Source organism: Pseudoalteromonas sp. HM-SA03 (assembly GCF_002289345.1).
Lineage (GTDB): Bacteria > Pseudomonadota > Gammaproteobacteria > Enterobacterales > Alteromonadaceae > Pseudoalteromonas.
Genome location: NZ_NSDG01000039.1, coordinates 92347 through 119162 on the forward strand (window position 1 = coordinate 92347; position 26816 = coordinate 119162).

At 42.1% G+C, this 26816-nt stretch carries 18 protein-coding genes and 1 pseudogene; 5 read left to right on the forward strand and 14 right to left on the reverse strand.

The window, feature by feature from the left end; genetic code table 11:
- Positions 1 to 7: 7 nt before the first annotated feature.
- The 6 genes from betB to CKO50_RS07775 all read right to left on the reverse strand — a co-directional run bounded on the left by betB (position 8) and on the right by CKO50_RS07775 (position 5350).
- Positions 8 to 1471 carry a betaine-aldehyde dehydrogenase gene (gene betB, locus CKO50_RS07750; protein WP_095727685.1) on the reverse strand — a complete coding sequence of 488 codons (1464 nt, stop codon included), beginning with the start codon at positions 1469 to 1471 and terminating at the stop codon, positions 8 to 10.
- Between the two features lies 1 nt (position 1472).
- Positions 1473 to 2063 (reverse strand): transcriptional regulator BetI, encoded by a 591-nt coding sequence (gene betI / locus CKO50_RS07755; protein ID WP_095727686.1) that lies wholly within the window; start codon positions 2061 to 2063, stop codon positions 1473 to 1475.
- A 300-nt stretch (positions 2064 to 2363) separates the two neighbouring features.
- Positions 2364 to 3215 (reverse strand): ABC transporter substrate-binding protein, encoded by an 852-nt coding sequence (locus CKO50_RS07760; RefSeq protein WP_095727687.1) that lies wholly within the window; start codon positions 3213 to 3215, stop codon positions 2364 to 2366.
- A gap of 213 nt (positions 3216 to 3428) precedes the next feature.
- Complete coding sequence (locus CKO50_RS07765) at positions 3429 to 3641, reverse strand: helix-turn-helix transcriptional regulator (RefSeq protein ID WP_095727688.1); 213 nt, start codon at positions 3639 to 3641, stop codon at positions 3429 to 3431.
- Entirely contained in the window at positions 3634 to 4134 is a 501-nt protein-coding gene (locus CKO50_RS07770) for a hypothetical protein (protein WP_095727689.1), read from the reverse strand. The genes CKO50_RS07765 and CKO50_RS07770 overlap by 8 nt, the downstream gene beginning before the upstream one ends.
- A gap of 304 nt (positions 4135 to 4438) precedes the next feature.
- A complete protein-coding gene (locus CKO50_RS07775) occupies positions 4439 to 5350 on the reverse strand; it encodes a GlxA family transcriptional regulator (RefSeq protein ID WP_095727690.1) in 912 nt (303 codons plus the stop codon).
- Positions 5351 to 5452: 102 nt separating this feature from the next.
- Between CKO50_RS07775 and CKO50_RS07780 the strand changes: the two genes are divergently transcribed.
- Positions 5453 to 5968 (forward strand): cysteine hydrolase family protein, encoded by a 516-nt coding sequence (locus CKO50_RS07780; RefSeq protein WP_095727691.1) that lies wholly within the window; start codon positions 5453 to 5455, stop codon positions 5966 to 5968.
- Between the two features lie 130 nt (positions 5969 to 6098).
- Here CKO50_RS07780 and CKO50_RS07785 read toward each other — a convergent pair.
- A pseudogene (locus tag CKO50_RS07785) lies at positions 6099 to 8268 on the reverse strand (malate synthase G).
- 247 nt (positions 8269 to 8515) lie between these two features.
- Here CKO50_RS07785 and CKO50_RS07790 point away from each other — a divergent pair.
- Positions 8516 to 10120 carry an isocitrate lyase gene (locus tag CKO50_RS07790; RefSeq protein WP_095727692.1) on the forward strand — a complete coding sequence of 535 codons (1605 nt, stop codon included), beginning with the start codon at positions 8516 to 8518 and terminating at the stop codon, positions 10118 to 10120.
- A gap of 488 nt (positions 10121 to 10608) precedes the next feature.
- Complete coding sequence (locus CKO50_RS07795; RefSeq protein WP_095727693.1) at positions 10609 to 12657, forward strand: ATP-binding protein; 2049 nt, start codon at positions 10609 to 10611, stop codon at positions 12655 to 12657.
- A gap of 75 nt (positions 12658 to 12732) precedes the next feature.
- Here CKO50_RS07795 and CKO50_RS07800 read toward each other — a convergent pair whose 3' ends face one another.
- Entirely contained in the window at positions 12733 to 15276 is a 2544-nt protein-coding gene (locus CKO50_RS07800; protein WP_095727694.1) for a TonB-dependent siderophore receptor, read from the reverse strand.
- 358 nt (positions 15277 to 15634) lie between these two features.
- Between CKO50_RS07800 and CKO50_RS07805 the strand changes: the two genes are divergently transcribed.
- Positions 15635 to 16120 (forward strand): hypothetical protein, encoded by a 486-nt coding sequence (locus CKO50_RS07805; protein WP_095727695.1) that lies wholly within the window; start codon positions 15635 to 15637, stop codon positions 16118 to 16120.
- Between the two features lie 74 nt (positions 16121 to 16194).
- On the opposite strand, the gene rmuC is transcribed toward CKO50_RS07805, so the two are convergent.
- From rmuC to CKO50_RS07835, 6 genes are all read right to left on the reverse strand, one after another.
- Positions 16195 to 17676 (reverse strand): DNA recombination protein RmuC, encoded by a 1482-nt coding sequence (gene rmuC / locus CKO50_RS07810; protein ID WP_095727696.1) that lies wholly within the window; start codon positions 17674 to 17676, stop codon positions 16195 to 16197.
- A gap of 62 nt (positions 17677 to 17738) precedes the next feature.
- Entirely contained in the window at positions 17739 to 18425 is a 687-nt protein-coding gene (locus tag CKO50_RS07815) for a response regulator (protein ID WP_095727697.1), read from the reverse strand.
- Between the two features lie 5 nt (positions 18426 to 18430).
- Positions 18431 to 18634, reverse strand: a complete 204-nt coding sequence (locus CKO50_RS07820; protein WP_095727698.1) for a hypothetical protein — start codon at positions 18632 to 18634, stop codon at positions 18431 to 18433.
- A gap of 234 nt (positions 18635 to 18868) precedes the next feature.
- Positions 18869 to 21961, reverse strand: coding sequence for a DEAD/DEAH box helicase (locus tag CKO50_RS07825; RefSeq protein ID WP_095727699.1), 3093 nt, complete (start codon positions 21959 to 21961; stop codon positions 18869 to 18871).
- A gap of 170 nt (positions 21962 to 22131) precedes the next feature.
- Positions 22132 to 23094 (reverse strand): ParB N-terminal domain-containing protein, encoded by a 963-nt coding sequence (locus CKO50_RS07830; RefSeq protein WP_095727700.1) that lies wholly within the window; start codon positions 23092 to 23094, stop codon positions 22132 to 22134.
- A 13-nt stretch (positions 23095 to 23107) separates the two neighbouring features.
- Positions 23108 to 24340, reverse strand: coding sequence for an AAA family ATPase (locus CKO50_RS07835; RefSeq protein ID WP_017216876.1), 1233 nt, complete (start codon positions 24338 to 24340; stop codon positions 23108 to 23110).
- 702 nt (positions 24341 to 25042) lie between these two features.
- Between CKO50_RS07835 and CKO50_RS07840 the strand changes: the two genes are divergently transcribed.
- Positions 25043 to 26257 (forward strand): hypothetical protein, encoded by a 1215-nt coding sequence (locus tag CKO50_RS07840; RefSeq protein WP_017216875.1) that lies wholly within the window; start codon positions 25043 to 25045, stop codon positions 26255 to 26257.
- Positions 26258 to 26816: the final 559 nt, after the last annotated feature.

Consider the following 26816-nt stretch of genomic DNA (forward strand, 5'->3'; position numbering starts at 1 on the left):
TCCTCGATTAAAATGGACTTTCAATATCGCTCATACCAACATACACAGACTTAGTCTGGGTATATTGATCTAGCGTCTCGATGCCATTTTCGCGGCCAATGCCCGACTGCTTATAGCCTCCAACGGGCATTTCAGCAGGTGAGTTACCATAACTATTGATCCAACAAATACCAGCTTCTAACTGGTGGATGACACGGTGGGCACGTTGAATATCTCTACTAAATACACCTGCGGCCAAACCTAAATGGGTGTTGTTTGCACGTTGAATGACTTCTTCCTCATCATCAAATACCAATACCGACATCACTGGACCAAAGATCTCTTCTTTCACTATGGTCATGTCATCATGACAGTCGATAAATACGGTCGGTGCGACAAAATAGCCGTTAGGCGCTGTTTCAGGGCTAAGCGCATCACCACCAGTAAGTATGGTTGCGCCTTCAGCTTTGCCTTTTGCAATGTAATCCATCACCAAGGTGTGATGCTGTTTTGAGATTAGGGCGCCAAGATTAACGTTTGGATCGAGCGGATCGCCGGCAATGATATTTTGTTCGGTACGCTGCTTTAATTCAGCCAAAAAGGCGTCGTAAACCTTACGCTGTACAAATACGCGTGTGCAGTTGGTACACACTTCACCTTGGGTATAGAAGTTGCCCAACATCGCAGCGCTTATCGCTTGAGAGATATCAGCGTCTTCAAAGACGATAAGCGGTGATTTTCCGCCTAGCTCCATCGTCACTTCTTTTAAATTGCTTGCCGCACTTTGCATTACTTTTTTGCCAGTCCCCACTTCACCGGTGAACGATACTTTTTCAATATCAGGGCTGGTAGTAAGCCATTGGCCCACCTCAGCGGCACCTTGTACCACATTGAATACGCCCGCAGGGACACCGGCCTCAATAAAGATTTCAGCCAGCTTAATCGCGCCTAGTGGTGTTTCTTCCGATGGCTTGAAAATGAGGGCGTTACCAGCGGCAAGTGCAGGGCCTGATTTCCAACACGCAATTTGCAGTGGATAATTCCACGCGCCAATGCCTGCACAAATACCCAAGGGCTCTTTACGAGTATAGAAAAAGTCCCCTCCCACAGGCTGCTGAGTGCCAACTTGAGCGGGAGCCAACCCTGCAAAGTATTCAATCACATCAGCACCAGTTTGAATGTCTACACATTCCGCCTCTTGCCAAGGTTTACCTGTATCTAACACTTCAATCTTGGCAAGCTCATCGTTGCGCTCGCGCAACAGAGACACCGCTTTATGTAACACACGACTTCGCTCAATTGGCGCCATCGCTGACCATAATGCAAAGCCCGCTTTGGCACTTTCAATCGCAGCTTGCTGAACATGACTATCGGCAACTTCTACCTCGTAGATCACTTCATCCGTTGCTGGATTTTTTACTGCAAACTTTTCGCCTGAGTGGTTTGCCAAGAACTGGCCATGAATAAAATTTTGATATACAGGGACTGTCACATTATCCTCCAAACTGCTTAATAAGTGATTGAATGTAGTGTTTTGCGAGCGTTTCACTGTGATGAAACGCATGATGGTCAGCTTTGCTTAGCACTGCTCTTAACCAGAGTCCGTCAATCATACCCGCGGCAAGCTCAGCCGCTTCTTTTGCCTCAGTTCGCGGCATAAAAGCAGCAAACGAAGTCGCTAGGTTACTCTGCAGACGGCGACTGTTAACGCGCTGTAGTCGGTGAAGTTCATCATCGTGCATGGACTGCGCCCAAAAACTCAACCAGGTACGCGTCGTATTTGACTGCTGCTGTACCATGGCAAAGTTAGCTTCTACGATATACATGAGTCGCTGCTCGGCACTACAACCACCGCAGGTTTTGTCCAACAAACTGTATTTCAAGTTGTTTAATAGATAGCGCACGGTTGCTTCAATCAAGCCTTGTTTACCACCAAAATAGTGGCTGATGATCCCCGATGAGAGACCCGCTCTTTTACTGATACTATTAATAGTGGTTGCTTGTAATCCTAACTCGGCAACTGACTCTAAAGTGGCGTCAATTAGCTGCTGACGACGAACAGGTTCCATTCCGACTTTTGGCATAGCTTTTTATTAATTGACCGTTCAATTAAAATAAAGCTTAGGGTGATAAAGATGAGACTTCAAGGTTGACTTTTTGTAAAAAGCCAAATTTTTGACGTTTGTACCTAGGTTAATCCCATGATAGCTAAGGGGTTTTAAAGGATTACAAAAAATCTTAAAAAATTTTAAAAAATCTGAGATTTTGCAGGTATTTGCGATAATTTACCGTTTTGATGTGACAATTTGATTAAGTTTGGTTTGGCTAGAAAAAAATCAAAAATCGAACCAAATGAGGGAATTGAGTAAGACTAAACATCCTTGCTAGTTAAGATTTGAAAGCGGTAACGGTTGGTAACTAGGAAACCTATTTGAGACAGTGGAAACCCCAAAAGAGGCATTTGACTGATAACTCGCCACTAACAATTCAATCTTGGGTTTAAGCGCTACGATCGCCTCATCAATTTTACTTTTCAGCCTCGTACTAAAAACATTTTTACGCAGCAAAAAATGTACTTGATTATCATGTACCACGTAAGGCCAAGCCTGTGCAGCGAAAAGTCCTCGCTCTTTGATAAAATAGTTCCCCGTGATCATATCATCTACAATAAAATCAACGCGCGCTTTCATCAACATTTCAACCCGCCGCTGCGCACTGGCAATACTCACAAACTGATCTTTATAGCGGGGCTCTTGTGTAAGCTTACCAAGCTCCTCTCCATAGTAAGATCCGATGCTTAACCCTATAGTTTTCGATTGCTGTAGTAATGAAGCGAGATCGGCAAGCACAGTGGGAGGTGATAACGAAAATAATCGCATACGTTCAAAACGATAGGGCAGAGAGAAATCTCCGTATGCTTCTCTGTCTTTAGTGTAGCTAACCATTACCGCGACATCTATCATCCCTTTTGACATTTCTTCAAAAGTGCGAGCGCTGGAAGGGAGGCGAATATAGGTAGTACACACGGCAACATGCTGGAACACCATTTCGGCAATGTCTACGTCTAGACCCCAAGGTCCAAGCTCATCAAATACAGTTAATGGCGGCCAATCGGCAACAACGCCGATATTCACCGTTTTACTGCATTCGCTTGCACTGACAGGGGTAAATACCAAGCCCCACACCAATATAATCGTGCCAATCAAGTTATTCACTGATATGTACTGCTTAACCATGACACCTCGTGAGCAAGTCTATGACAATCGGCCTTATAACATGACGACTCTGTTCATTGCATAGGCACTATCTATATTAGTAACAATATATTTACCTAAAGCCTAGAACACAATGCCTAATTATTAAACTATTTAAATCAAAAAACGCACAGGGGCTCACTGGAACAAAAAAGCGTGACGTAAACCCCCTTTACATCACGCTTGTTTTGCACTTTATGGCTGATATTCGAATACTTCTTCGATAGGGACATTAAATACATGAGCGATTTTAAAGGCGACTTCAAGCGAAGGGGAGTACTTGGCAGCCTCGACCGCCATAATCGTTTGTCTCGTAACACCCACTCGCTCAGCAAGCTCTTTTTGTGTCATTTCACCGCTCATAAAACGTAGCATTCTAATTTTGTTTTTTATTGGTAAATCAGCCATACACAGCTCCCAAACGAGCTTTGACTAGCTGGGTTCCATAACTGACCAATTCAGCCAGCAAAAATGCAATCACTAAAATATGAAGTGGTGCAAATGGTAGCTCAAAAGGAAGCGCTTGCGACCAATTTTGCGCTTCAGCAGAATATTGGAAAATAGAGATACACACACCAACCTGAAGCACCCAATAGGCAGGTTTGCACCCAGATAGCGCAATCAACTTTTCACGCTCATCTAACGGCTTATCCATATCTTTATCGCTAACAAAGCTCAGTAGCAGCTGACCTGCTATAGATGTCACGATAGAAATAACAATCACCTTGAGCAACAATCCTGATACCCAACTCGGATCTTGACGTAACTGCTCTGTAGCCGCTGTTATTTCGCCTAAATAAAAATACAGGATATAACCTGTTACCAAAAACTCTATCGCAATCGTTAAGTCACGGAAACTCAACGAGTCTAAAAACGCTTTAATCTTGTTATTGCTTTCCATGTCACCCTCACTTTACTCAAGGTTAAGTATTTTTTACATTAAAAGCGTAAACTTTGCTCAACCACAAGTCAAATATTTTTTACTTTAAGTCAAGTTTAAATAACTAACCTGAACTCGGGGTAAGAAGTAAGTTAATCCACTAAAATCACTAAGTTCAAAAGCGTAATATCGATCTAGCCAGAAGTTATTTCTTAGTACAAGGCAAATTTGTGCGTCAATAGCTGGCCTATTGCAAGCAAATTTAACGCAGTAGTAAGGGATAACAGNCGCTAGAAAACAAGTTGTTATCCCAGATTCAGGTTAACTAGAAACGTTTTCGAAACTCGCTTGGTGTTAAGCCCATACACTTATTAAACACCTTACGGCAGGCTGTCGTATCCTCGTATCCTACCTGATGCGCAATCCAATCAAATGGTTTGCTCGTGCTTTCTAATAAATCACACATTTTCTGCACTCGAAACCGTTGCAGATATTGATTTGGATTGAGTCCGAGCACCTTAGCAAAACGTCGCTGTAAGGTTCGTTGCGTAAGTAGAGCGATATCAGCTAGTTCTATAATTGAAATATTGTGACCATAATGGGTATTAATGTATTGCTGAGCGCGCAGCACAGCATCATCGCCATGTTGAAAGTTTGGCTGAAATTGATGATAGTAGCTCTGCTCCCGCTGAGCCGTATCTACGACAAGCGTTTTGCCTAACTTGCGCATGACCAAGTGACCGCTATATTTTTTGACTAGCTCTAATCCAAGATCAAGCCATGACATCATACCGCCAGCCGACATAATATCATTGTGATCGATTAAAATTTTTCGTGTATCAATAGGCTGGTTAGGAAAGTGCCGTTTAAATGCCTCAGTTAACCCCCAATGCGTGGTAAGTAAGCGCTGATGACTTAGCCCCGAGGCCGCAAGTATAAAAGCCCCTGCACAGGCAGAGGCGATAACTGCACCTTGTTGGTGCTGCTCGGTTAACCAAGCAAGTAATTGAGGTTCAGGTTTGAGGTAATAATCAGAACTAACACTCGGCGGCAATAACACAATATTGTAATCCCCCTTTACAGAACTACTAAAGGTGACAACATGTGTTGTAAAGCGGGTATCCTGAGACTCTTCGATACAAATTCTATCAGCTAGAAAAAACAGCTCTTCTAGACCATACACAGCCGACTTCATCGCGTGAGGATAGTGACAAATCGCCACTTTGATTGGTTTCATCTACATTGTCGAATTTGAACTCAAAAATGTCATTTTAGACACTCCAGTCAAAGTTACAACTCCAGCACAATACCTCTGCAAATTAACTAACGAGGTAAAAAAATGAACAACAGCGCACTATTGGTGATCGACATTCAAAATGACTACTTTCCTGGAGGGCTTTTCCCGTTATGGAATACCGAAAATACACTAGCAAACATCAATACTGCTATCAAAAAAGCAGCAGAGCAAAACATGGAAGTCATTTATGTCCAGCACATAGCTAATCCAGAGCAAGGAAAAGCACCATTTTTCAATGCCAACACTAGCGGTGTCGAGCTTCATAATGGCCTACGCCAAGCGCAAGAAAACGGTCACCATATCGTAAAATCCTACGCCGACAGCTTTGAGCAAACCACCTTAAACGATTTGCTCCAATCTAAAGGTATCGACACTTTATATATCTGCGGCATGATGACACAAAACTGTGTAACCCATACCGCGCTATCGAAATCGGCGGAGCTGTACAATGTCTACATTCTCAGTGATTGCTGCACTACCCTAGATGAAATGATCCACAAAATTGCACTCAACGGTGTTTCAACACGAATTCCGTTAGTCACCGCATCGCAAATGTAGCCTATGCTCGTCGTGATAAATCACGACCTACAAATCCAACGTAGGTTGAGGTTTTCCTCGACACAAGCATAAAAACCAAAAAGGCTGGATTGACCAGCCTTGATTTGAGTGACATCGAAATGAAAAGGTGCTAACTAGCCTGCGATTTGTAGGCTTGTCGATAGGCGTGAAGTAGCGGCTCGGTGTAACCATTAGGTTGTACTCGGCCTTCAAATACCAAAGATAACGCCGCTTTATAGGCGAGGTTTTCACTAAGCGGTTTATGGTCATTGAGCATTGGTTGGTAGAGGCTGTCACCTTCGTTTTGACCATCTACCACAGCAGCNAAAGGTTTTTTCTACTTGTTCTTCGCTACAAATGCCATGATATAACCAATTAGCGATATGCTGGCTTGAGATCCTAAGGGTTGCTCTGTCTTCCATTAATCCAACGTGATTGATATCAGGCACTTTTGAGCAACCTACACCTTGATCTATCCAACGCACCACGTAGCCCAAAATGCCCTGCGCATTATTGTCTAATTCGGCTTGAATATCCTCCGCAGACAAATCGTTTTCTAACATCAACGGGGGCGTAAGTAAGTTATCGAGCGATGCTTGCTGACGTGTTTTTATCTCAAGTTGGCGTGCAAACACATCCACATAGTGATAGTGCATCGCATGGAGCGTAGCTGCGGTAGGAGAGGGCACCCATGCAGTATTAGCACCAGACTCCGGATGGCCTTGCTTTTGATCCATCATTAACGCCATTTTATCTGGCATTGGCCACATTCCTTTGCCTATTTGTGCCTTTTTCCTAAAACCGGTTTTAAGGCCAATATCCACATTTTGGTCTTCATAGGCCGCTATCCAAGACTGTCCTTTAATAGCCACTTTGGGCAATACAGGGCCCGCCAGCATCGAGGTATGAATTTCATCGCCTGTTCTATCCAAAAAGCCAGTATTGATAAATACTACACGCTGCTTAGCAGCAGCAATACACGCTTTTAAGTTTACCGAAGTACGGCGCTCTTCATCCATAATCCCCATTTTAATGGTATTTTTGGGTAGCGAGAGCAGCGCTTCAACTCGGCTAAATAGGGTATCAGTGAAAGCGACTTCTTCAGGCCCGTGCATCTTTGGCTTCACAATATTGATACTTGCTGCCGTCGAGTTTTTAAACGGACTATTGCCTTGTAAATCATGCAGCGCAGCCGTGCTTGTCATGATGGCATCTAAGATCCCTTCAAACTGCTCGTTACCTTCTGCATCCAGTACCGCTGGCGTTGTCATTAGATGGCCAACATTGCGCACAAACATCATAGAACGACCTTTTAGTGTCATACGCTGGCCTTGTGTATCTACATAGCTTCGGTCGGCATTTAGCGTCCGAGTCCGTAATTGTCCTGACTTTTCGAAGGTCTCGCTCAAGCTCCCTTTCATCAAGCCTAACCAATTTTGGTATACCAATACTTTGTCTTGTGCATCTACCGCCGCAACTGAATCTTCACAATCCATGATTGTCGTAAGTGCAGCCTCAAGAGCAACATCTTTGATCCCAGCTTTATCCGCCTGTCCGATCGGATGGTGCGGATCGATTTGGATCTCAATATGCAGATCATGATGACGCAGCAATATCGCACTTGGATTTTGTGCCTCCCCCTGATAACCCACTAGCTGATCAGGCTTTTGCAGTGCAACTTGGGTGCTGTCGTTGAGTGTAATCACCAAATTGCCGTCTAGAATCGCGTAGTTCGTACTTTCTATGTGAGAGCCTTCTGCCAGCGGCAGCGCTTTATCGAGAAATTGCCTAGCATAAGCCATGACTTTAAATCCGCGATTCGGATTATAGGCTTGAGTACGCTCAGCACCATCCTCTTCGCCAAGAACATCCGTTCCATAGAGCGCGTCATACAAGGAGCCCCAACGCGCATTCGCCGCATTGAGCGCAAATCTTGCGTTACTGACAGGCACCACTAACTGAGGCCCAGCAGCACTGACGATTTCAGGCTCCACATGCTCGGTTTCGATAGCAAAGTCTTCAGGCTCAGGCTGCAAATAACCGATAGATTCAAGAAATGTCCGATATTCTGCTGATTGCCAATCAGGGTGAGAGAGGTGGTAATCGTCAATTTGCTGTTGCAGGGTATCGCGTTTGTTGAGTAACGCTTGGTTTCGCTTCCCAAGTTCCGAAAAAATATCCGCTACGCCTTGCCAAAATTGATTGACCGCGATCCCCGTACCGGGAAGTAGAGATTGCTCAACAAAGTGCGCCAGTGGAGTCGCAATTTGGAAGCCTGAATGAGTGACATACTTGCTCATGGAGAGTCCTTGATTAACATTTTTTGAACGGGATAGGTCAAACATAAAACAATTTTTGGAAAAACGAACCCCTTTTCCCATTCACAAAAAATATACTCGTAATAATAACTATAAATTTAAAAAATCTAATTTATCGGCCTAGTGTTTAATTAAGCCCGCAGCCAACCACTCTCACACCGGTTGGTTTCGTGTAACAAACAACCAGAATTTAATTTGATTTATAGTACCCGTTCAAAGGAAGCTAATTATGTCTCAGTATCAAACTCAGTTAGATCATTTCTCTAGTCTATGCCAAAGCCAAGGAAAAACTTGGCAGTCTATCAGTCCTGAGTATGCCAGCCGTATGCACCTACAAAACCGCTTTAAAACCGGTTTGGACATTGCAAAATACACGGCAAAAGTGATGCGTGAAGACATGGCAGCGTACGACGCAGATAGCAGCCAATACACGCAATCGCTTGGTTGTTGGCACGGTTTTACCGCGCAACAAATGATGATGGCCGTAAAGCGTCACAATAAAACTACAAAACGCTCTTACGTATACCTAAGTGGCTGGATGGTTGCAGCGCTGCGCTCAGAGTTTGGCCCACTACCTGACCAAAGTATGCATGAAAAAACAGCGGTTCCTGCTTTGATTGAAGAGATCTACACCTTCCTCAAGCAAGCCGACGCACGAGAGCTAGATCATCTCTACAAAGATCTTGATGCAGCAAGAGCAAAAGGCCAAGACACAACTGAAATCCTTAACAAAATCGATAACTTCGAAACTCATGTAGTGCCTATCATTGCTGATATTGATGCCGGTTTTGGTAACGAAGAAGCAACCTACCTATTAGCTAAACAAATGATTGAAGCGGGTGCTTGTGCAATTCAAATCGAAAACCAAGTATCGGACGCAAAACAGTGTGGCCACCAAGCAGGTAAAGTAACGGTTCCTCATGAAGACTTTTTAGCCAAGATTAACGCTGTACGATATGCTTTCCTTGAGCTTGGTGTTGAAGATGGCGTTATCGTCGCCCGCACTGACTCATTGGGTGCAAGTTTGACGCAAAAAGTGCCAGTATCAAAAGCGCCAGGCGACCTTGCGAGCCAATACACTAGCTATTTAGACACCACGCCAGTTACCTCGGCCGCTGACTTACAAGAAGGTGAGATGGCAATTAAATTGAGTGGCGAACTGCAAAAGCCAGTTCGCTTAGACAACGGTTTATACCAGTTCAGAGCAGGCACAGAAAAAGATCGTGTGGTACTAGACTGTGTAACCAGTCTTCAATCAGGCGCAGATCTATTGTGGATTGAAACCGAAAAGCCAAATATCGAGCAAATTGCCGAGCTAGTTAACCGAGTTCGCGAGCAAGTGCCTAACGCTAAGCTTGTGTACAACAACTCACCATCGTTCAACTGGACATTAAAATTCCGTGAACAGGTATACCAACAATGGCAGGAGCAAGGTAAAGACTTATCGGCATACCCAAATCCAAGCGCGGATGCAAAAGTGTTGATGGCACCAGAGTTAGATGCAACCGCATTGGCAACAGAAGCCGATCTACTGGTGCAAAACTTTCAGCGTGACTCAGCAAGAGAAGCGGGAATTTTCCACCACCTAATTACACTGCCAACTTATCATACAGCAGCGCTCAGCACTGATATTCTGGCTGAAGGCTATTTTGGTGACGCGGGTATGCTTGCCTATGTGCGTGATGTGCAACGACAAGAAATCCGTCGCGAACAAGCATCAGTTAAACACCAAGACTTGGCGGGCTCTAATATCGGTGACACGCACAAAGAGTATTTCTCTGGTGAAAATGCCCTCAAGGCAGGCGGTGAAGCCAACACCATGAACCAGTTCTAAACACTCGACTTAGATAGCGACTTATATAGTTCCTAAATCAGCAAGGGCCGCGAGGCCCTTTTATCTATTGTGGATCAGATTTTTACTAGCCACTGATTACCTAGATCACGTATTTACCAACGTCAATTATTCAGATCATATTTTTACTAATATATGCCTATTTGAGATCAGACTTTTATTAACTCAACACCAAACGATCCCGATCTTTACAGTAAAGATCTAAGATCCAGACAAAATAGAGCACATTTGTGACTTCGTTCACTTTCACAAACCAAAATTTTACTAACTAAACCAGCGACAGGTCACATTTTTACTAACTTACTTAGTAAAATTTTGTTCTGAGTTTATCTTAACTAAAAATCAAAATATGCCGAGCCTTAGATTTATAAGCACTACAATCAGCTGTAAACCCCCTTTACACTTTCCATAATTACCCCACTTTTACATGTAAAACTATAAAACTGATTACAGTACGTTGAAGTTGATACATGACCCCCATTAAGAACTTAATAAAAGCAGTAGCACTGCTTACAGCGATGCATTGCCAGGCCGGGAATACAGTTATCAAGGAAATAGAAGAGCTGGAAAAGGCAGGAAAATACACCGAAGCCTTAGTTAAAATTGAAACGGCCAGCGTCAGTGAAGAAGAAGAAACGCGATATCAAGCGATTTATTTGCAGGCTATGATTTATCGAAAGCAAGACTTATATGAGAAATCAATATCTACCCTTAGCTATATCGAAAAGCAGTTTTTCCTTACCGAAGCGCGCAAGTATGATTTATACAGAGAGATAGGCATTAACTATCGTCACTTAAGCCAGCTTGAGCAAGCCGAGTCTTTTTACTTAAAAGCACTCTCTTCAGCCGAAGCAATGGATAAATCAAATTTAGTTGCGCAAACTTATAATAATCTAGGCGTTGTTGCCGACCATAGAAATTTGCTTGCGCAATCTATGCAATATCACTTAAAAGCCTATGAACTGCTAAAAGGAACTGATCAGTACGAAAAACAAGGGGCTAACTTTTATAATCTCGGTGATATTTCTGTGCGTATGGGGGATAAGGAAAATGCAGAGTATTTCTTTCAACAAGCTCTCGTTGCAGATAAAGCTTCAAAAGAATTACGCAACGTCGCTGGCACAGCCCTTCGCTTGGGAGAGCTGAAGTTTAAGAACGGTAAAACGGACGAAGCATTAGCGCAAACAAAAGAGGCCATTGAATTTCTAAAAGAACTCAATGCTAGGGTTTCACTCGCTAGGGCATATCGTAACTCAGCGCTGATCCATATAGCTAAGGCAGACTTAGACAATGCGTTATCAGATGCACTTGCAAGCATTGAATATGCCACTCAAACCAGTTCAACGCTGCAACAATTTTACGCCTACCTGACGGAGTTAGAAGTTAGGCTAAAACGCAAAGAATTAGCCAAAGCAAAAACACTACTCACCAAGCTGGACGCCCTAACCGAAATTGAAACGGCAGAGGTGCTGCTCGAAAAATATCATCGCCTTAAAGCGATAACGCTAGCTGCACATAATAATTACACCCAAGCTTTTCAATTTATGAAGTCGACTTCAAAGCTACAGACTCAACTTCATGAAACATTACTAGAAAAACAAGTAAGTACCTATAAAGCCAGTATTGACGCGCTTATTCAATCTCAACAACTGGAGCAAGCACGCTCTGCACAAGCCATAACCGAGGTTAACTTACAAAACGCCAAGCTATCCACACAAATGTGGGTGATCACTGCAATCTCGACCTTTTTAGCTGGATTATTTCTAGTCGGATTTTTTGTCGTCAAACATAGAAATGCAGCGCTAAAAGCAAAAATGTATCAATTGAATATTGAGCAGAAGGATAAAATGCTGGCCGATATTTCCCACGAGTTACGCACGCCACTCAGTGTCTTAAAACTCCATATAGAAGCGATGGAACACAATCTCATAGATGACAGCACTCTTGCGTATGCCAAGATCAACAACAAAATAAATCAGCTAAATGAATTGATCTCGAACGTATATCAATTGTCTCAAGCAGATCATAACGCACTTGTGATCCTTCCTCAGCAGCACAGCGCGAAAACGATTATCCAAAGCTATATTTATGACATTGAAAGGCTAGTAACGAGTAATCAGCTGCAATTTATCGCCGACATTCACGTCGATGATATGAGCATTTACATTGATAAACCAAAGCTGGATAGGGTCATCGATAATCTTGCTAAGAATGCATGTTTATATACAGATAAACCCGGCAAGGTAAGGTTTAAAGCAGTGGTCAATAAACAAGGACTATTTCTACAAGTGGATGATAGCTCACCAGGCGTATCAGAGGCCGAGCAGAACAAGCTGTTTGAACGCTTGTACCGTGCCGAGGCATCGAGAAGTCGTGCAACAGGAGGCTCAGGTCTTGGCTTATCTATTTGTAAGAGCTTAATTGAAGCGATGAATGGAAAAATCACAGTGAAGTCAGGGAAGTATGGCGGTTTGTGTATTCAGATAAACTTACCTCACGCGGTAGATGTACCCGCATAAAATGCGAATTGATATTAAGTAAGTAAAGTACAAAAGGCTAAGCAGATGCTTGGCCTTTTGTCTTTCTGAGCTTGCTTAGAAACGGTAGCTGATATTGCCATACACAAAGCGACCATCGGTGTTATATGCCGAGAACGCAGAGTACGGGAAGATCTGGTTAAACGTTGTATAACCAATATTACTAACAGTATCTTGTGGATATTGATCAAATAGATTGTTAGCGCCTACAGCAAACTTCCAGTTGTCACCTAGGTTATAAGCCACTTCTAAATCAGTGATCCATTTAGCATCTAATACTTCATCGCCTTCTACTGCACTAGAAGAGTCCACCGTTTCACCATAGCGTGTGGCACGTAATGTCGTCTGCCAATCGCCAAATTGCCAAATTGCAGCTAGGTTCCATTTGTCTTTTGGTGTCCCATCTTCAAATCGTGCAATTTCACGACGAGCAAAGTACTCATAGCTGTCACCAAGGGCTTCAAGCTCAGCAGGGTTTGCTTTTACATGCGTCACTTCAGTGTCATTGATGTTTACCGCGGCACTTAAACGCAGATTACCGTAGTCGGCGAGATCAAAACTATACGTTGCTACGATATCCACACCTTGAGTACGCGAGTCGATAGCATTAGTGAAGTACCTTACACTTTGCGTATTGAGCTCACCCGCTTGCTGCAAAATATTAATGACCTCAGGACCACCCAAGTTCTCAGAAAGGACGATGCGATCATCGATGTCAATTCGATAGGCATCTACAGTAAATGAGAACGCGTCTAGTGTGTAGACAAAGCCCGCTGTCATATTGACCGACTCTTCCGGCTCAAGCTCGCGCGCACCCAGCGCTTTTGCAGCTGGTGTATCAACAGGGAAGTGACCAACTTCACTCGGTACGCCATTTTCAAATACCGTAGCAATTGATTTATAGGACGTTTGAGCCAATGAAGGCGCTCTAAAACCTGTGCTTACTGCACCACGTAGTGAAAAGTTATCCGACACCACATAGCGCGATGCCAGTTTACTGGTGAAAGTGCTGCCAAAATCACTGTAATCTTCAAAGCGACCCGCCAAGACGACATTCCAGTCTTGCGTTAAGTAGGTATCAAACTCTGCGAATAAAGCGATGTTATGACGAGATTCATCGACAGCACTTGCTGGTGAGAAACCAGCGAGTACCTGCGCACCACCAGCTGCAACGGGATTACCTTCTGCATCAAGCACAGTGAGGTAAGACGCTTCTTCACCTACTTCAATTTCATAGGTTTCACGGCGATATTCTGCACCAATCGTGAAAAATACGTCATCCGGTAAGCCTAAATCCAATGCCGTTTTAGCATCAGCATTCACAAGCCACTGTGAATAAACTAAAGCACCGTTATTAAACTCTGTCGGGCTTGTTACCCCCATCGAAGTATTCAAACTATTTACGACACCCAAAGCGAAGTCATTCACACCATAGTTTGTACTGATATCGTAATCCCATTCACCTTGAGTGCCTTTGACACCAACCGCAAAAGAGTAATCATCGACATCACTGACGATTTGAGGCAAGAAACCATCTGGATATACCGCAGTTAAGTTGCGACTGTCATTTGCGCGACGATAGAAACCACCGGAGTTGCCTTCACGTGTTGAGTAGCTACCAAATGAATAAAGTTCGGTTTCCGCATCTAGGTTGTAACCCGCATTATAAAATAGTGCAAAATCTTCCACTTCAGCTTTACCAAAACGGTGGTTGTAACGATCGAATGAAAACTCTCTTGAGTCAAGCTGGCCATTTTCATCACGAGCATATTGCTCTCTTGGATCAAAGCCTGAACGATTAGTCGGTTTTTTATCTCTATATTCGGCAGACAGATTAATAAAACCTTCATTACCTAAAGCAAAACCGATGTTGGCACCAATTGTCGTAGTACCGCCATCATTACGCTTGCGGTCATCTCCTAACACAAAGTCTAAATCGCCAGCAGCGTTTGCACGAGTTTGTAATAAGTCAGGCACACCTGCCATCTGTGTATCATGCTCGCCGTAGGTCACACTAATACTGCCGCCTTCTTCTGCATCTTTAAGCACGATATTAATAACGCCAGCAATGGCATCTGAGCCGTATTGAGCAGCAGCACCATCACGCAGCACTTCTATACGCTTAATCGCGGCAGCTGGAATGGTGTTTAAATCAACCGCCGTAGAACCACGACCAACGGTACCGTTTAAATTCAATAATGCACCAGCATGACGACGCTTACCATTTACCAACACTAAGGTATGATCCGGTGCTAAGCCTCTAAGTACTGCCGGACGAGCGTGATCAGTACCATCCGCCAGCGTTGAATTTGGGAAGTTAAAACTAGGCACTAGAGTTGTCAGTACTTGGCTCAGCTCCAGCTGACCTGTACTTTGCATATCTTCTAAAGAAATGACATCTACCGGCACCGTGCTCTCGGCAACACTACGTAGGCTTCTTCGTGTACCCGTGATTTCGATGACTTCAACACTTTCTTTGGCTTCCGTGTTGTTACTTTCTGCTTGCGCATGAATTGAAATAGTTGAAAGAAGCGCAGCACCGACAGCCAACGAGATTGGCTTGCGAACAGCGTTTTCCAGCTTGTTATTAATAAATTGCATAGTTTGTCCCGTGAATATGTTGAACGCAGAGTCTATAAAAGACCGATTATTACTTAATTTAGTCAATATGAGGATAAATCAAGACTGAATAAAGTACCCAAGTAAATAACACAAAATGCGGCACGATACCCATTAGACTTACGATTAAAATGTTGGTACTTACTAATTCAATACCAGCCTAAGATTAAGTAACTTTCATCAGAAAAGATGCGAATTTTAGAATTATTCTTTCACCGACAATAAAGAATTTTTAGATCTACCTTATACCGCATCAGGGCACTGGTCTGATGTTTGCCCACTCCATCTTTACTCCACATTGAAGCGCTTAAATACCAGTATGCAGAAACGGAGAGTACCAATGACACAACGGACGCTAAAACATGCTGAATGGTTGAAGATTGTTGAATCTAGAGCGAACCAGCAGCAACTTCAAATAAAGCCAAAAAATAAACTATCACCAGCTGTGATTTGGACTTTTGTACTAGCCACTATTATTTCACTGGTCAGTGTATGGGCATTTGTTACCGAAACGCATGAGGCACCCACTCAGCAGCTTAGTAAAGAATCCCAAATGCGTATCAATCGCTACTTTACCAAACAGTATATGATTGGAAGCTGGCAGTTCTCACATTTAAAAACCAGTAAAGATGACATTAATGTGTTTATCCGTATCCCGACTAAACTAGCACTAACAGGACAGGCACTTAAGAGTTATATCGAGCAGTCACTATGCCCACCGGCCAATAGTAATGTTTGGCGTGATGTCAGCCAGTTTGCGCTTTATATGCATTTGTACTCGGATACGCCACGCCACAGTGACTATGCCAAGTGCAAAGCACCTTAATCATTTAAGGTTAACGTCTTTTATCTTTCGTTCAAAGGCCCAATGGGCCTTTTTTGTTTTTTGGATTTCAAGGGTTATTTCGAGCTGTCGTGATTGCCAAGCGGACTTACCGGCTCAAGCTCAAGCTTGGCTTTTTCTTCAAGTTCTTCGGGTAGCTCTTTGACTACAGCAACACCTAGCTCTTTAAATTCAGAGGCTTGCTTAATTAAGTTGCCTTTACCCATATATAACTGGGAAAACGCTCGCTCGTAGCTCTCTTTTGCTTTATCAAGCTGTTTACCCACCCCTTCCATACTATGTAGGAAGCTATTGAGCTTGTTATAAAACTTCTCAGCTCGAAGCGCCAGCTCTCTGGTGTGCTTGCTTTGCTCTTCAAAACGCCATAACTGTTTAACGATATTAAGACTGGTTAAAAGCGTTGTTGGCGTTGCCACCAATACATTATTTTGTAAAGCGTCCTGATAAAGCGTTGGCTTATGCTTAACCGCCTCAACAAATGCAGATTCCACAGGGATAAACATAATGACCACCTCTGGGGAGTTAAGACCAGGTAAGCGCTCATAAGATTTACTCCCCAACTCTTTGATCCGTGCAGTGATGGCTTCAGTGTGCGCCACAATGGCTTGATTTACTTCACTATCGGTTGTGGCATTGATATACCGTGTATAGGCATTCAATGAGGTTTTAGCGTCAATTACCAAGTGACGAGATTGCGGTAAGTAAACCACGACGTCAGGGCGAAACTTGCCTTCGTCGGTATTAAAGTTTACTTCTCGCTGATAGTCATAACCCGGACGTAGCCCAGCGCTATCAAGCACATTTTCGAGCATGAGTTCGCCCCAGTTACCTTGTGCTTTCTTTTGTCCTTGTAACGCAGTGGTCAAACGATCTGCTTGCTCGGTCATGGCTTTATTGTTGGCTTGTAAGTGCAGCAATTCAGTTTTCAATGATGCTCGTTGCTTTAGCTCCTCACTATGAATGGCTTCCATTTTATCTCTAAAGCCCTTTAACTCACCTTGTACTGGCTGCAGCAACTGCTGGATTTTTTCTTTGCTTTGATGGCTAAAGCGCTCGCTTTTCTCATCGAATATTTGATTCGCGAGATTGTGAAACTCTTCTTTAAGCTGGACTTTCGCTTGTTCAAGCTGCGCAAGCTGCTGTTCAAAGTTTAGTTGCTTTTGCTCCAGCAAAGTTTGTAGATTGGCCATTTCAACTTCTAACTCATGAGCATGCACTTGAATTTCTTCCTTGGCATCTAGCTCTCGCTGCCACAGCTGCTGATACTCAGCGGCTTGACGTTGACGCTCAGCTAATCTTGCTTGCAATTGCTGCTGTTGGCCATGAGTTTGTAGCTGTTGCGCTCTTAATTGTTCAGCGAGCAGCTCAGCTTGACTTAGTTGTGACTTAAGTGCTTGCTCGGAGGCGAGTTGAGTATTGAGCTGATTTTTGAAAGTGCTGCGCATGACCCAAACAATGGGGAGTAGGGTAGCCGCACCGCCTGCAAATAGCGCAAAACTAAACCATGCAGGCGTATTGGAGAGCATTGACCAAAGCATATTGAGATCTCATCGGTTCTTCTACTTTGATAATACCTTAGATATAAATTTCAATCACTTAGTCATTCAGTGATCTGTTGACTATTGTAGCGATATCCGGCGCCATATACCGACTCTACAATTTTTGGAGATAAATCTAATCCTTTGATTTTCTTTCTGATATTTTTAATGTGACTGTCGATTACGCGATCCGAAATATCAAAGTTATCCGGTTGAATATAATCAAGAATTTGCTGTCTTGAAAAGACACGATTTGGTGCGTCATATAAAAGCGCAAAGACGTCAAACTCAACTTTGGTTAAGCCTAATGTACTGCCATTCAGTTTAACCGTTAGTTCTTCGCGATTTACTTCGATAGGCTTTTGATACGCATTGGAGTTTACACAACGGCGTAAGATCGCTTTCATGCGCATCACTAATTCAGCAGCGCTAAAAGGTTTACATACATAGTCATCTGCGCCGACTTCTAAGCCCTTTAAACGGTCAGCTTCTGCCACTTTGGCAGTCAGCATCACAATAGGTACTCCAGAAAACGCTCGAATTTGACGCATACACTCTACGCCATCTTGGTTTGGCAACATAATATCCATCAAGATTGCATCTGGTTGGTTTACCTTTACCCAAGGTACAACTTCGGCACCGTCTGCAATATGAAACATTTCAAAACCGGATGCTCTAAAAAACAACTGCACCTGCTCTGCAATATCTTGGTCGTCTTCAACGAGCAAGATTCTTGATGGGGTAGACATAGGATTTATTTACTCTTTGCTTTTAACTTTTTCAATTGTTGTCTAACTTGGCGCTTTAGCTTGTCTGAAAGCGTGTCATCGAACAGTAACATGGTCAGTATACTAGACAAGTCGTCTGAACTCGCAACTTCATTAAGTAGATCATAGTCTGATTCTGATTTCGTCTCAATAAAGCTTAAGTGTGAAATTGTCGCATCGTAGCACAGCATAACGTTATCCTAATTGGTCTATGGCGTTTCTCCGTTATAGCTATTAAAGCGTGAGATTATGGAATAAAAATGGAGTGAATGATGTTTTTTATCAAAAGAAAAGCCAACTTAATTAAGCTGGCTTATTACAATCAGTAACAAAGGGGGGAAATCAACATATGCCTACTGTTTCAACAATGCCACAACAAGCACTATCATAGACCTTCACCTTTGCTGATTAGTTCCAAATAATTTTTAGTTTTTTATCAGCGCTAGCATTTGCGACTCATCAAACTGACCAAGATTGACACCAGACTCAGCAAACAGAGCGTCAACAAGGGCTTGCTTATCGCGCTGCATCTTAAACACTTTCTCTTCGATAGAGTTCGCCATAATCAACTTGTACACAAATACCGGCTTATCTTGTCCGATACGATAGGCGCGATCTGTTGCTTGATTTTCTACCGCAGGATTCCACCAAGGATCGAAATGGATAACCGTATCTGCTTGAGTTAAATTCAAACCAGTTCCTCCAGCTTTTAGGCTTATCAAAAAGACATTGCATTTGCCTTGGGTAAACGCCTCAATGGCTTTATCTCTTTGCCTAGTCTGCCCTGTCAACATAGTGTATTTCAACTGTTGCTGTTGGCACTGCTCAGCAATAAGATCTAACACGCTGGTGAACTGGCTGAAGATAATTATCTTGCGGCCCTCACTGAGTAGCACCGGTAGGTGTTGTGCAAGCCACTCAAATTTGGCGCCATGTTGATCGGTCAGTGATTTATCAACCAATTGTGGGTGACAGCAGATCTGACGTAACTTTAACAAGGCATCGAGGAACGCCAGCTTGCTTCTTTCAACGCCTTGCTCTTGAAATAGATTGAGCAATTTGCTTTCTACTTGATGCTGAACACCTTGATATAATTTCTGTTGTTCATCAGAGAACTCTAATTCTTTGATGAGTTCAGTCTTATTAGGTAGCTCTTTCACTACCTCAGCTTTTGTACGACGAAGAATAAACGGCGCGATCAGCGATCTGAGTTCTCGAGCTCTAGGACGATCTTGTTCCTTTTCAATTGGGATCTGGAAGTGTTGCTTAAACTGTTGCTTGGTGCCCAGCACATCAGGCATGACAAAATCGAGCAGCGATTTAAGCTCGAGTAAATTATTCTCTACCGGTGTGCCACTTAAACAAAGCTTGAAACGCGCGGATAGGCTCTTTACACATTTAGATATTTGTGCGCTTTCGTTTTTAATATATTGCGCCTCATCCAACACGATGGAATCGAAATCAAGCCCTTTATAATACGCCACATCGCGCTTAAGTAGCGGATACGTCGTTAAAATAAATCGAACACCAGACAAGTTAGTGAGTGCTTCCTCTCTATTAGAACCATGAATTATAGTCAGAGGTAGATGTGGTGCGAAACGTTTAAATTCATCACGCCAGTTCCCCACTAAACTCGTCGGACAGACAATTAAACTTGGTTGTGTCACAAGCGTATTGTGCTGAGAAATAAAGTAAGCAATAACCTGAAGTGTTTTTCCAAGGCCCATATCATCGGCCAGAATGCCACCTAACTGATGACGATTAAGGAACTTAAGCCAGTTAACGCCTTGAACTTGATAATCTCGTAGGGTGAAACTTTGTCCTTCACTAGCAGGGATCACGTCAAGATTTTCTATCGGTTTATCTAACTCAGCGAGATACTCAAGTAGCTTTTGATCGTCTGAGTCGGTATGAATATGGCCCAGTTCAAACAGCTTTTTGGCATACGATAACGGAAATTTAAATTGTGAGCTCGAAAGGTAATAACTAAAACGAGATTTCAGCTCCAGCAATTCATCAAATATGGATTTACTAATGGCATAGAACTGCTCGCCGATTTCGACGTAGCGATATTCATGCGCCAGATTATTAAGCTCATGAGCCGGGTGCTTATCCCAGTTGAGCGTGACAGGTTTGTCATCTAACATCACCTTACCAAGCACGTGATGTTGCTTATCTCGTTTAAGACTTAACAGCACTTTTGGTGTAACAACAAGGCCATTGCTCGGCAACTCGTCAACAATCCAACGCTTACCCTGTAGAAGCGGCCTGATCTCTCTGTTAAACCAATGTACTTCAACGCCATCCTCGGTTGGTAGTAAAAATTCGTTGCCCTCATGAACAAAGCCCAGACCTGTAAGTACCTGCTCCAGCCTTGCCAACTGCTTTTTCATCGCGCCTTTCCCAAGCGACTCAATTGCAAAACGAATTTTATTTGGTCTATCGAGTTTTATAAGCTTAGCAACATTAGCTTGCTTGCTTGCTAACAGCGAAAACCCAGCAGGGGGGGCAATCACATCATCTGTAAAGATGTCTTGGAAGCGCGCCATAACCTGCTCTAGTTTCTCAGCCGTTATAGTAGGCATAGTATGAAGGTGGGCGATTTCCTGCGCGGTGAGCTCTGACTCAATTCGGCCAACGATCAAGTTTTCGGTATCTAGATACATTGGAGGTTCGGTTTTAATCAAGCGCCAGTGCTCAACATTCGCTAGACGGCTTTTAAGCTGATATTCATTGCCTTCCTGATACCAGTAAAAATCTAGTGTTTGCTTGTGTCCAAGCTCCAAAGGTTGGCGCTGGTTACGATAAAAACAGCGATGGGTATGTACAAGTTGTGTGAGTGCATTAAAACCCCAGGCGCCAAATAGCTCAAAATGACCCGGTGTATTTTGCGAGCGGATCCAACTAAATAAGCGAAAATCGTTTTCTAATAAACCAGCCGGAGCGACCTGACTATTGAGCTGCTGCTCGGTTAACACTCGGCCTAAGGGGTAAACACCGTCGGGTCGATTTGGCGATACCTTTGGGCTTACAAGGACTTCGTTTGCTCGAGGCTCTAATACGAAGAGTAAGACGTTTTCTGCATCTGCTTTATCGATTTGCTGCAATTGCCCGAGCTCATTAAACCAGTCATTAACCAAATAAGCCTCACCAAAACCACCAGAATGTTCTATTTTAAGTTTGAGTAATACCGCGGCAATGTGCCGACATTTAGGATTATTTGAACACGAGCAGTTTGCTTCAACCGAAACGGCACCTTGTGTTTGGTTTATTTTGATGTGTTGAGTGAAGGTATTGCCGTAATTACCCAATACCTGCGCGTCGATTTGCGCAAAGTTTTCGCTGTGTTGAAGATAGCAGACTTGTTCGTCCTTTAAATACTCCTTAGCTTTCGCAAGTAAAGCTGAATTGAAGTACTGACGAAGAAAACGTTCAGACAAAGGAAATTGATTAGCCTGTTCCTGTTTGATTTCTTCAAATAAGGCGAAAAGTTGCTCTTTAGATAACTGCGAAGACATTAAGTACACGTCAAAATTAAAATAAAAAGCCAGTATATGAAATTAGTGATTTGAGCTAAAGAGAGAAATGCGAGAAATTCGCTAAAAAAGGACTGGTTGGAGGTCAACTGACTAGAAAAAGTGCCGAGTTGCTTGATAATTCAACCAACACGGCAATTTTTGAGCAGACCTTAATTATAACTGCTTAGTAATTTTTGCAATTGCTCTAAACGCTTATCAGTCAATACTCGATTATCTATTTTTACGGTAACATCACCGCTTTTCAGATTTCTTTGTACTCGAATGTAGTCGTTCTCTAGCATGGATTCCACACGTGAATCGCTACTTCCGAATGTAGTCAAGAATTTAGTGATCTGAACAGCACGTTTCTCATCTGACATCTCTTCTGTCATAAAGTCTTGCACTTTAAGCGCAGCAATTTGCTCTGAAAACTGCTCAGGCTGTTCTTGTTTTGCTGTGATGAGCTTTTTAGCTGCTTCACGACCTAAATGATTTGCTGTTGGATATAACTGCAATACTTCGACAGGAATGCTTTCATAAGCTTTCAATGCGTCTGCGATAGCAGTGTGAGAAACACCTTCCACCGCAGCGATTTCTCGATACGATCCTTTTTGGCCTTGTTTGATCAAGTTATGCTTAGTATCAAAATAGGCTTTACCCAATTCCCAAAGGCTCGGGGCGATGTATTGATCGGAAGATACCGCTAATGTTTTTGCATCTTCATCACTAAAGTCTTTCGAGCTCAACACCACATAATCCGCTTCGGCTAGCAAACAGGCTTTGCGGCGTCTTGAACCCGATAAAACGTGAAGTTTGCCATTGTGCTGCCAACAAAGGGCTGGGTGGAGATTACGTTTATCTTTTTTAATGGCAGGTAATATATCTGCGACTGCTTTTTCGCTTAATAGGGATTGCTCACGGCGATTTTGCCCATAAACTGTGGTTTTACTCTCAATTTCGCTAAACGGCACTACTTCACAGGTCAGTACTATGGTTTTTGTCGGGTCGCTTGGCGCAGGCATAGTAACCACATCGCCTACTTTTGCCTGATCTAAAAGATCGTCAAGGCTACTGCCTTCAACCGCAGTAGCAAAAGGATCTATTCGTGTGTCATTTTTACGTTTTCTAGCCATTATTAATACCTTTTTATTCTGCTAGCGAAGATTGTGTTGAAGGCCAATTGGAACGGATCAGCATTTCTAATTCATCAACCACGTCTTTGATATTTTCTTGCGCTTTTAGCAATGCTTCGCGACTTGCTAAACTATCTGAAGTCTTTTGGTCAAAAATAGTGTTAAACGATGAAGAACTTGCTGTAATTGCAGAGCTGTGATTGATTGGGTAGCTCATTACTTGACGACCAAAAGCACTACGTACATCTTTAACGATATCGCGCTGAGAATGGTTGCCTTTCACATAGTTAGTTACTAAGAATTGCATAAAGTCCCAGCCTTCGTGACCAAGTGCAGCGACGGTATGGTATATCTCACCAAGACGCTTCAGGTATTTATTATTAGCGTCAAAGTCTACGGCCTCTGGGTGTACAGGTATTAACATCGCCGTAGACGCCATCAATGCATTGTAGAACATAAAATTAAGTGAAGGTGCGGTATCTACTAGAATAATATCAAACTCATCTTGTACGGGCTCTATAACCTTCTCTTTGAGCTTATGGTAATGACGTGTCTTTTCGTAACTTGAACTTTCCTTTAACTCTGTTGCTGTTTCATGTTCAAAGTAAAAGTCATCCATACCAGAAGGTAGTACACGAATATTTGGAATGTGGGTTTCTTGGAATGAATTAGAGACAAGATCTTTCCATGTTTCACCTTCATCTAATTCAATGCAATCTCTCATCAGATCGCCAACCGTGATCGGTTCATGATCATTAGATGGAAAAAAGCTTGATGATGATCCTTGTGGATCAAGATCAATGATCCCGATGCGATAGCGCTTAATATTAGTTGTGGCTAATGCTGCTGCAATATTTACCAAACTTGTTGTTTTGCCACAGCCGCCTTTCAAACTATTAATCACAATGACTTGTAATTTATCGCTAGACTTTCGTTGATCAGCATTTACACCTAGAACATCTGCCATCGCAAAGATATTTGCTAATGTGTATGCGTAATGACCGTTTGCGCCTTTCTTTATATTGATGGTATCAAAGTCACCCTGATCATGACGTCTTTTTAGTGTTCTATTATTTACACCAAGTAGATCTGCGGCAGCTTTTTGCGTGTAAGTTCTAAGCTCTTTTTCTTCAGTTTTAAGATGAGCTCTATAATGTTGAATACGACCAGCAAGTGATTGTTCTGCTACTTCTGCTGTAGCTTTCAACAGCCGGTACGTTGATAGCGCATTGTTATTTATAGACATACACATTATCCTTTATTTGATAGCGATTATTATAATGTCCATATATTTTGCTGTAAACACAAAAAAACAAAGACATTTGTAATTTTGATTTACATCTAAGTATAAATAAGAAAGTTTAGATATGGTTAGATATATAGGTATTAAAGACTAAGGTAAAGAAATTATGGCTTATCTAACTGTTTTTAAATGATTTTCTTAATTTTTATAGATCTGTTTTTTACTAGGTTAAGATCAGATCTCTTATAACTCCGAGATCGAAATTTTACTAACTACTATTTAAAAAATCTATATATAAACAGTTTATACACAGAAATACTCACAGTTGTGGTGGTGGAGATCAGTTTTTTACTAAGTAAGATCAAACAGTTATGCACAGATACTATAAGATCAAGTGCTTTAAGGTATGTATAGATCTGATCTCTACTTAGCATAGATCAGATCTTTACTAATTAATGGTAGAGTTTTCCACAAGGACGTCTCGTTTGTCGTTGTAAATCCGCTAAATAGGCCTTAAACAAAGGTTTTTCAGCGTTGATTTCACCTTTGTTAGTAAAAACTTGATCTGAAAATGAGCTCTACTTAGTAAAAAAATGATCCCAGCGAAAAAAGTTACTTCGGATCACTTTTTTACTAACTTTAATCATTAACTTTTTCTGTCGAATATGTTGTTATTAGACGTCATGAAAATTTGGAAGTAAAACAATGAGCCGGAAGGTGAACATCTCTGTTGACAATTTGCCCGATTCACTTCGTGGACAGATCCATGGTGTAGAAAGTGCAATCGATAACGAAAGTTTGGCGTTGTTTACGGATAATAAAGATGTTCGAGTATCTTTAGAAAATGCCGCCCATGGGTTAAGAGCTTATTCTAATACCTTTAATCATTATGATTTATGGGGACGCTTTGTTCGCTCGGGACATAAAAAATTACCGTTAGAAGAGGCACCTAAAAAAACGATCGTAACGAGAAAAATATCAGAAAAAGTCGATGGTATTCTATACGAAGGTGAGATAAAAATTACGCCCGCTGTTGTTAGTACTAAAAAAGATGGTGATGACGAAGAGTTTTTAGTTTGGCCATCTGATCGAGAAGAAAAGGTCGAGCGTGCGCTGATCCGTCTAGCTTCTAAAGGTAAGATTGTTAAAATAAATTTTAAGTCCGGTATTCAATACGCAGTTATTTTTTCGATGAACGAGCTTGCTCAGGAATTAAAAGCTGTTGGCCAATCAATGCCTTATCCACAAATTAAGGAATCTTTGGAAGCCCTTCAAGGTTCTAAACTTTCGTTCAAATATACGGCCACAGATACTAAAAACCCAAGTATTGATGATTCTTTTTACGAATCAAACATGAACTTTCTGTCGTCGCTACACTTTAGTGGTAAAAAAGGACAGGGCGGAAACATCAAATGTGTTGCATGTTTAAATGCATTTGTTCATAACATGATCGATAATCTGGAATACAAAGGCTATTATTTCAACAGTGCTCAAGAGTTAAAACGCGGTTTATCTCGTTGGATGATGCTACGTTTATATCATCTATGGCGTTACGCAGCTCCAGGTAAAACTTATCATTTTCGTCTAATTTCAATTATGGAAAAGTACGGTTCAATTTATTCTGATGATGAAATTACAGAGAATAAATTGAAGGCACTTCGTCGTGATATGACCACAACAATGAAAGATTTGATCGAGAAAGGGGCGATATCCGAATACAATATTTCAAATGTTAAGGATGAAAAGTCCGGGAAAATCGTTGATTATGTGTACGAAATGCACCCATCTGCTCAGTTCTGCGATGAGATATTGGCTCTCAACAAACACCATAAACGTATCGAAATTCAAGGCGGAAAACGGATCGTCGAAAATGTTGAAGTAATTGATGAAGATACATTAGAAGAAATCGTTAAAAAATAAGATTGCTTATTTTGGCTAGAATAGTATTTCTAGCCAAAATAAAGAGCTTTGGTATCAAAGTTAATTTCTATTTCAACTGAGGGGGCTTTCCTAGCGAAATTTATCGCCACCCAGTTCTTCAAAAAGATGAAGTCTGAAGAGACTAAAAGTATTCTTAAAATTTTCTGCGATGAAAAAACACTGATATTAATAAATCTAGAAACTACATAAACTGAACGAATTAAATTCTCTAATCCTTGGAGGAGGGAACAAGCATATCAATAATTCAAACTTTCCTATTTAGAACAATAAAATAGAAAAACTCTGTTATCCAACAAAGGTTGATTTATTAGTGATTGCTGGATTCGAATCTGTGGTCAATAAACTTAAAATGTGATGATAAGTCAAAATTTAACTTCAGGAAATTACGTACTTAGTCTGTGAAGATAACGATTTCATCTTAGCCTATAAGTTTTAAAGTGGTATAGAACACATCATACTATAATGAGTGTAACTCCACCCAATTTAGTACAGCTATTTCGTAGAATTCTATGCAGCCTCAAGATAACCAATTGGTGTC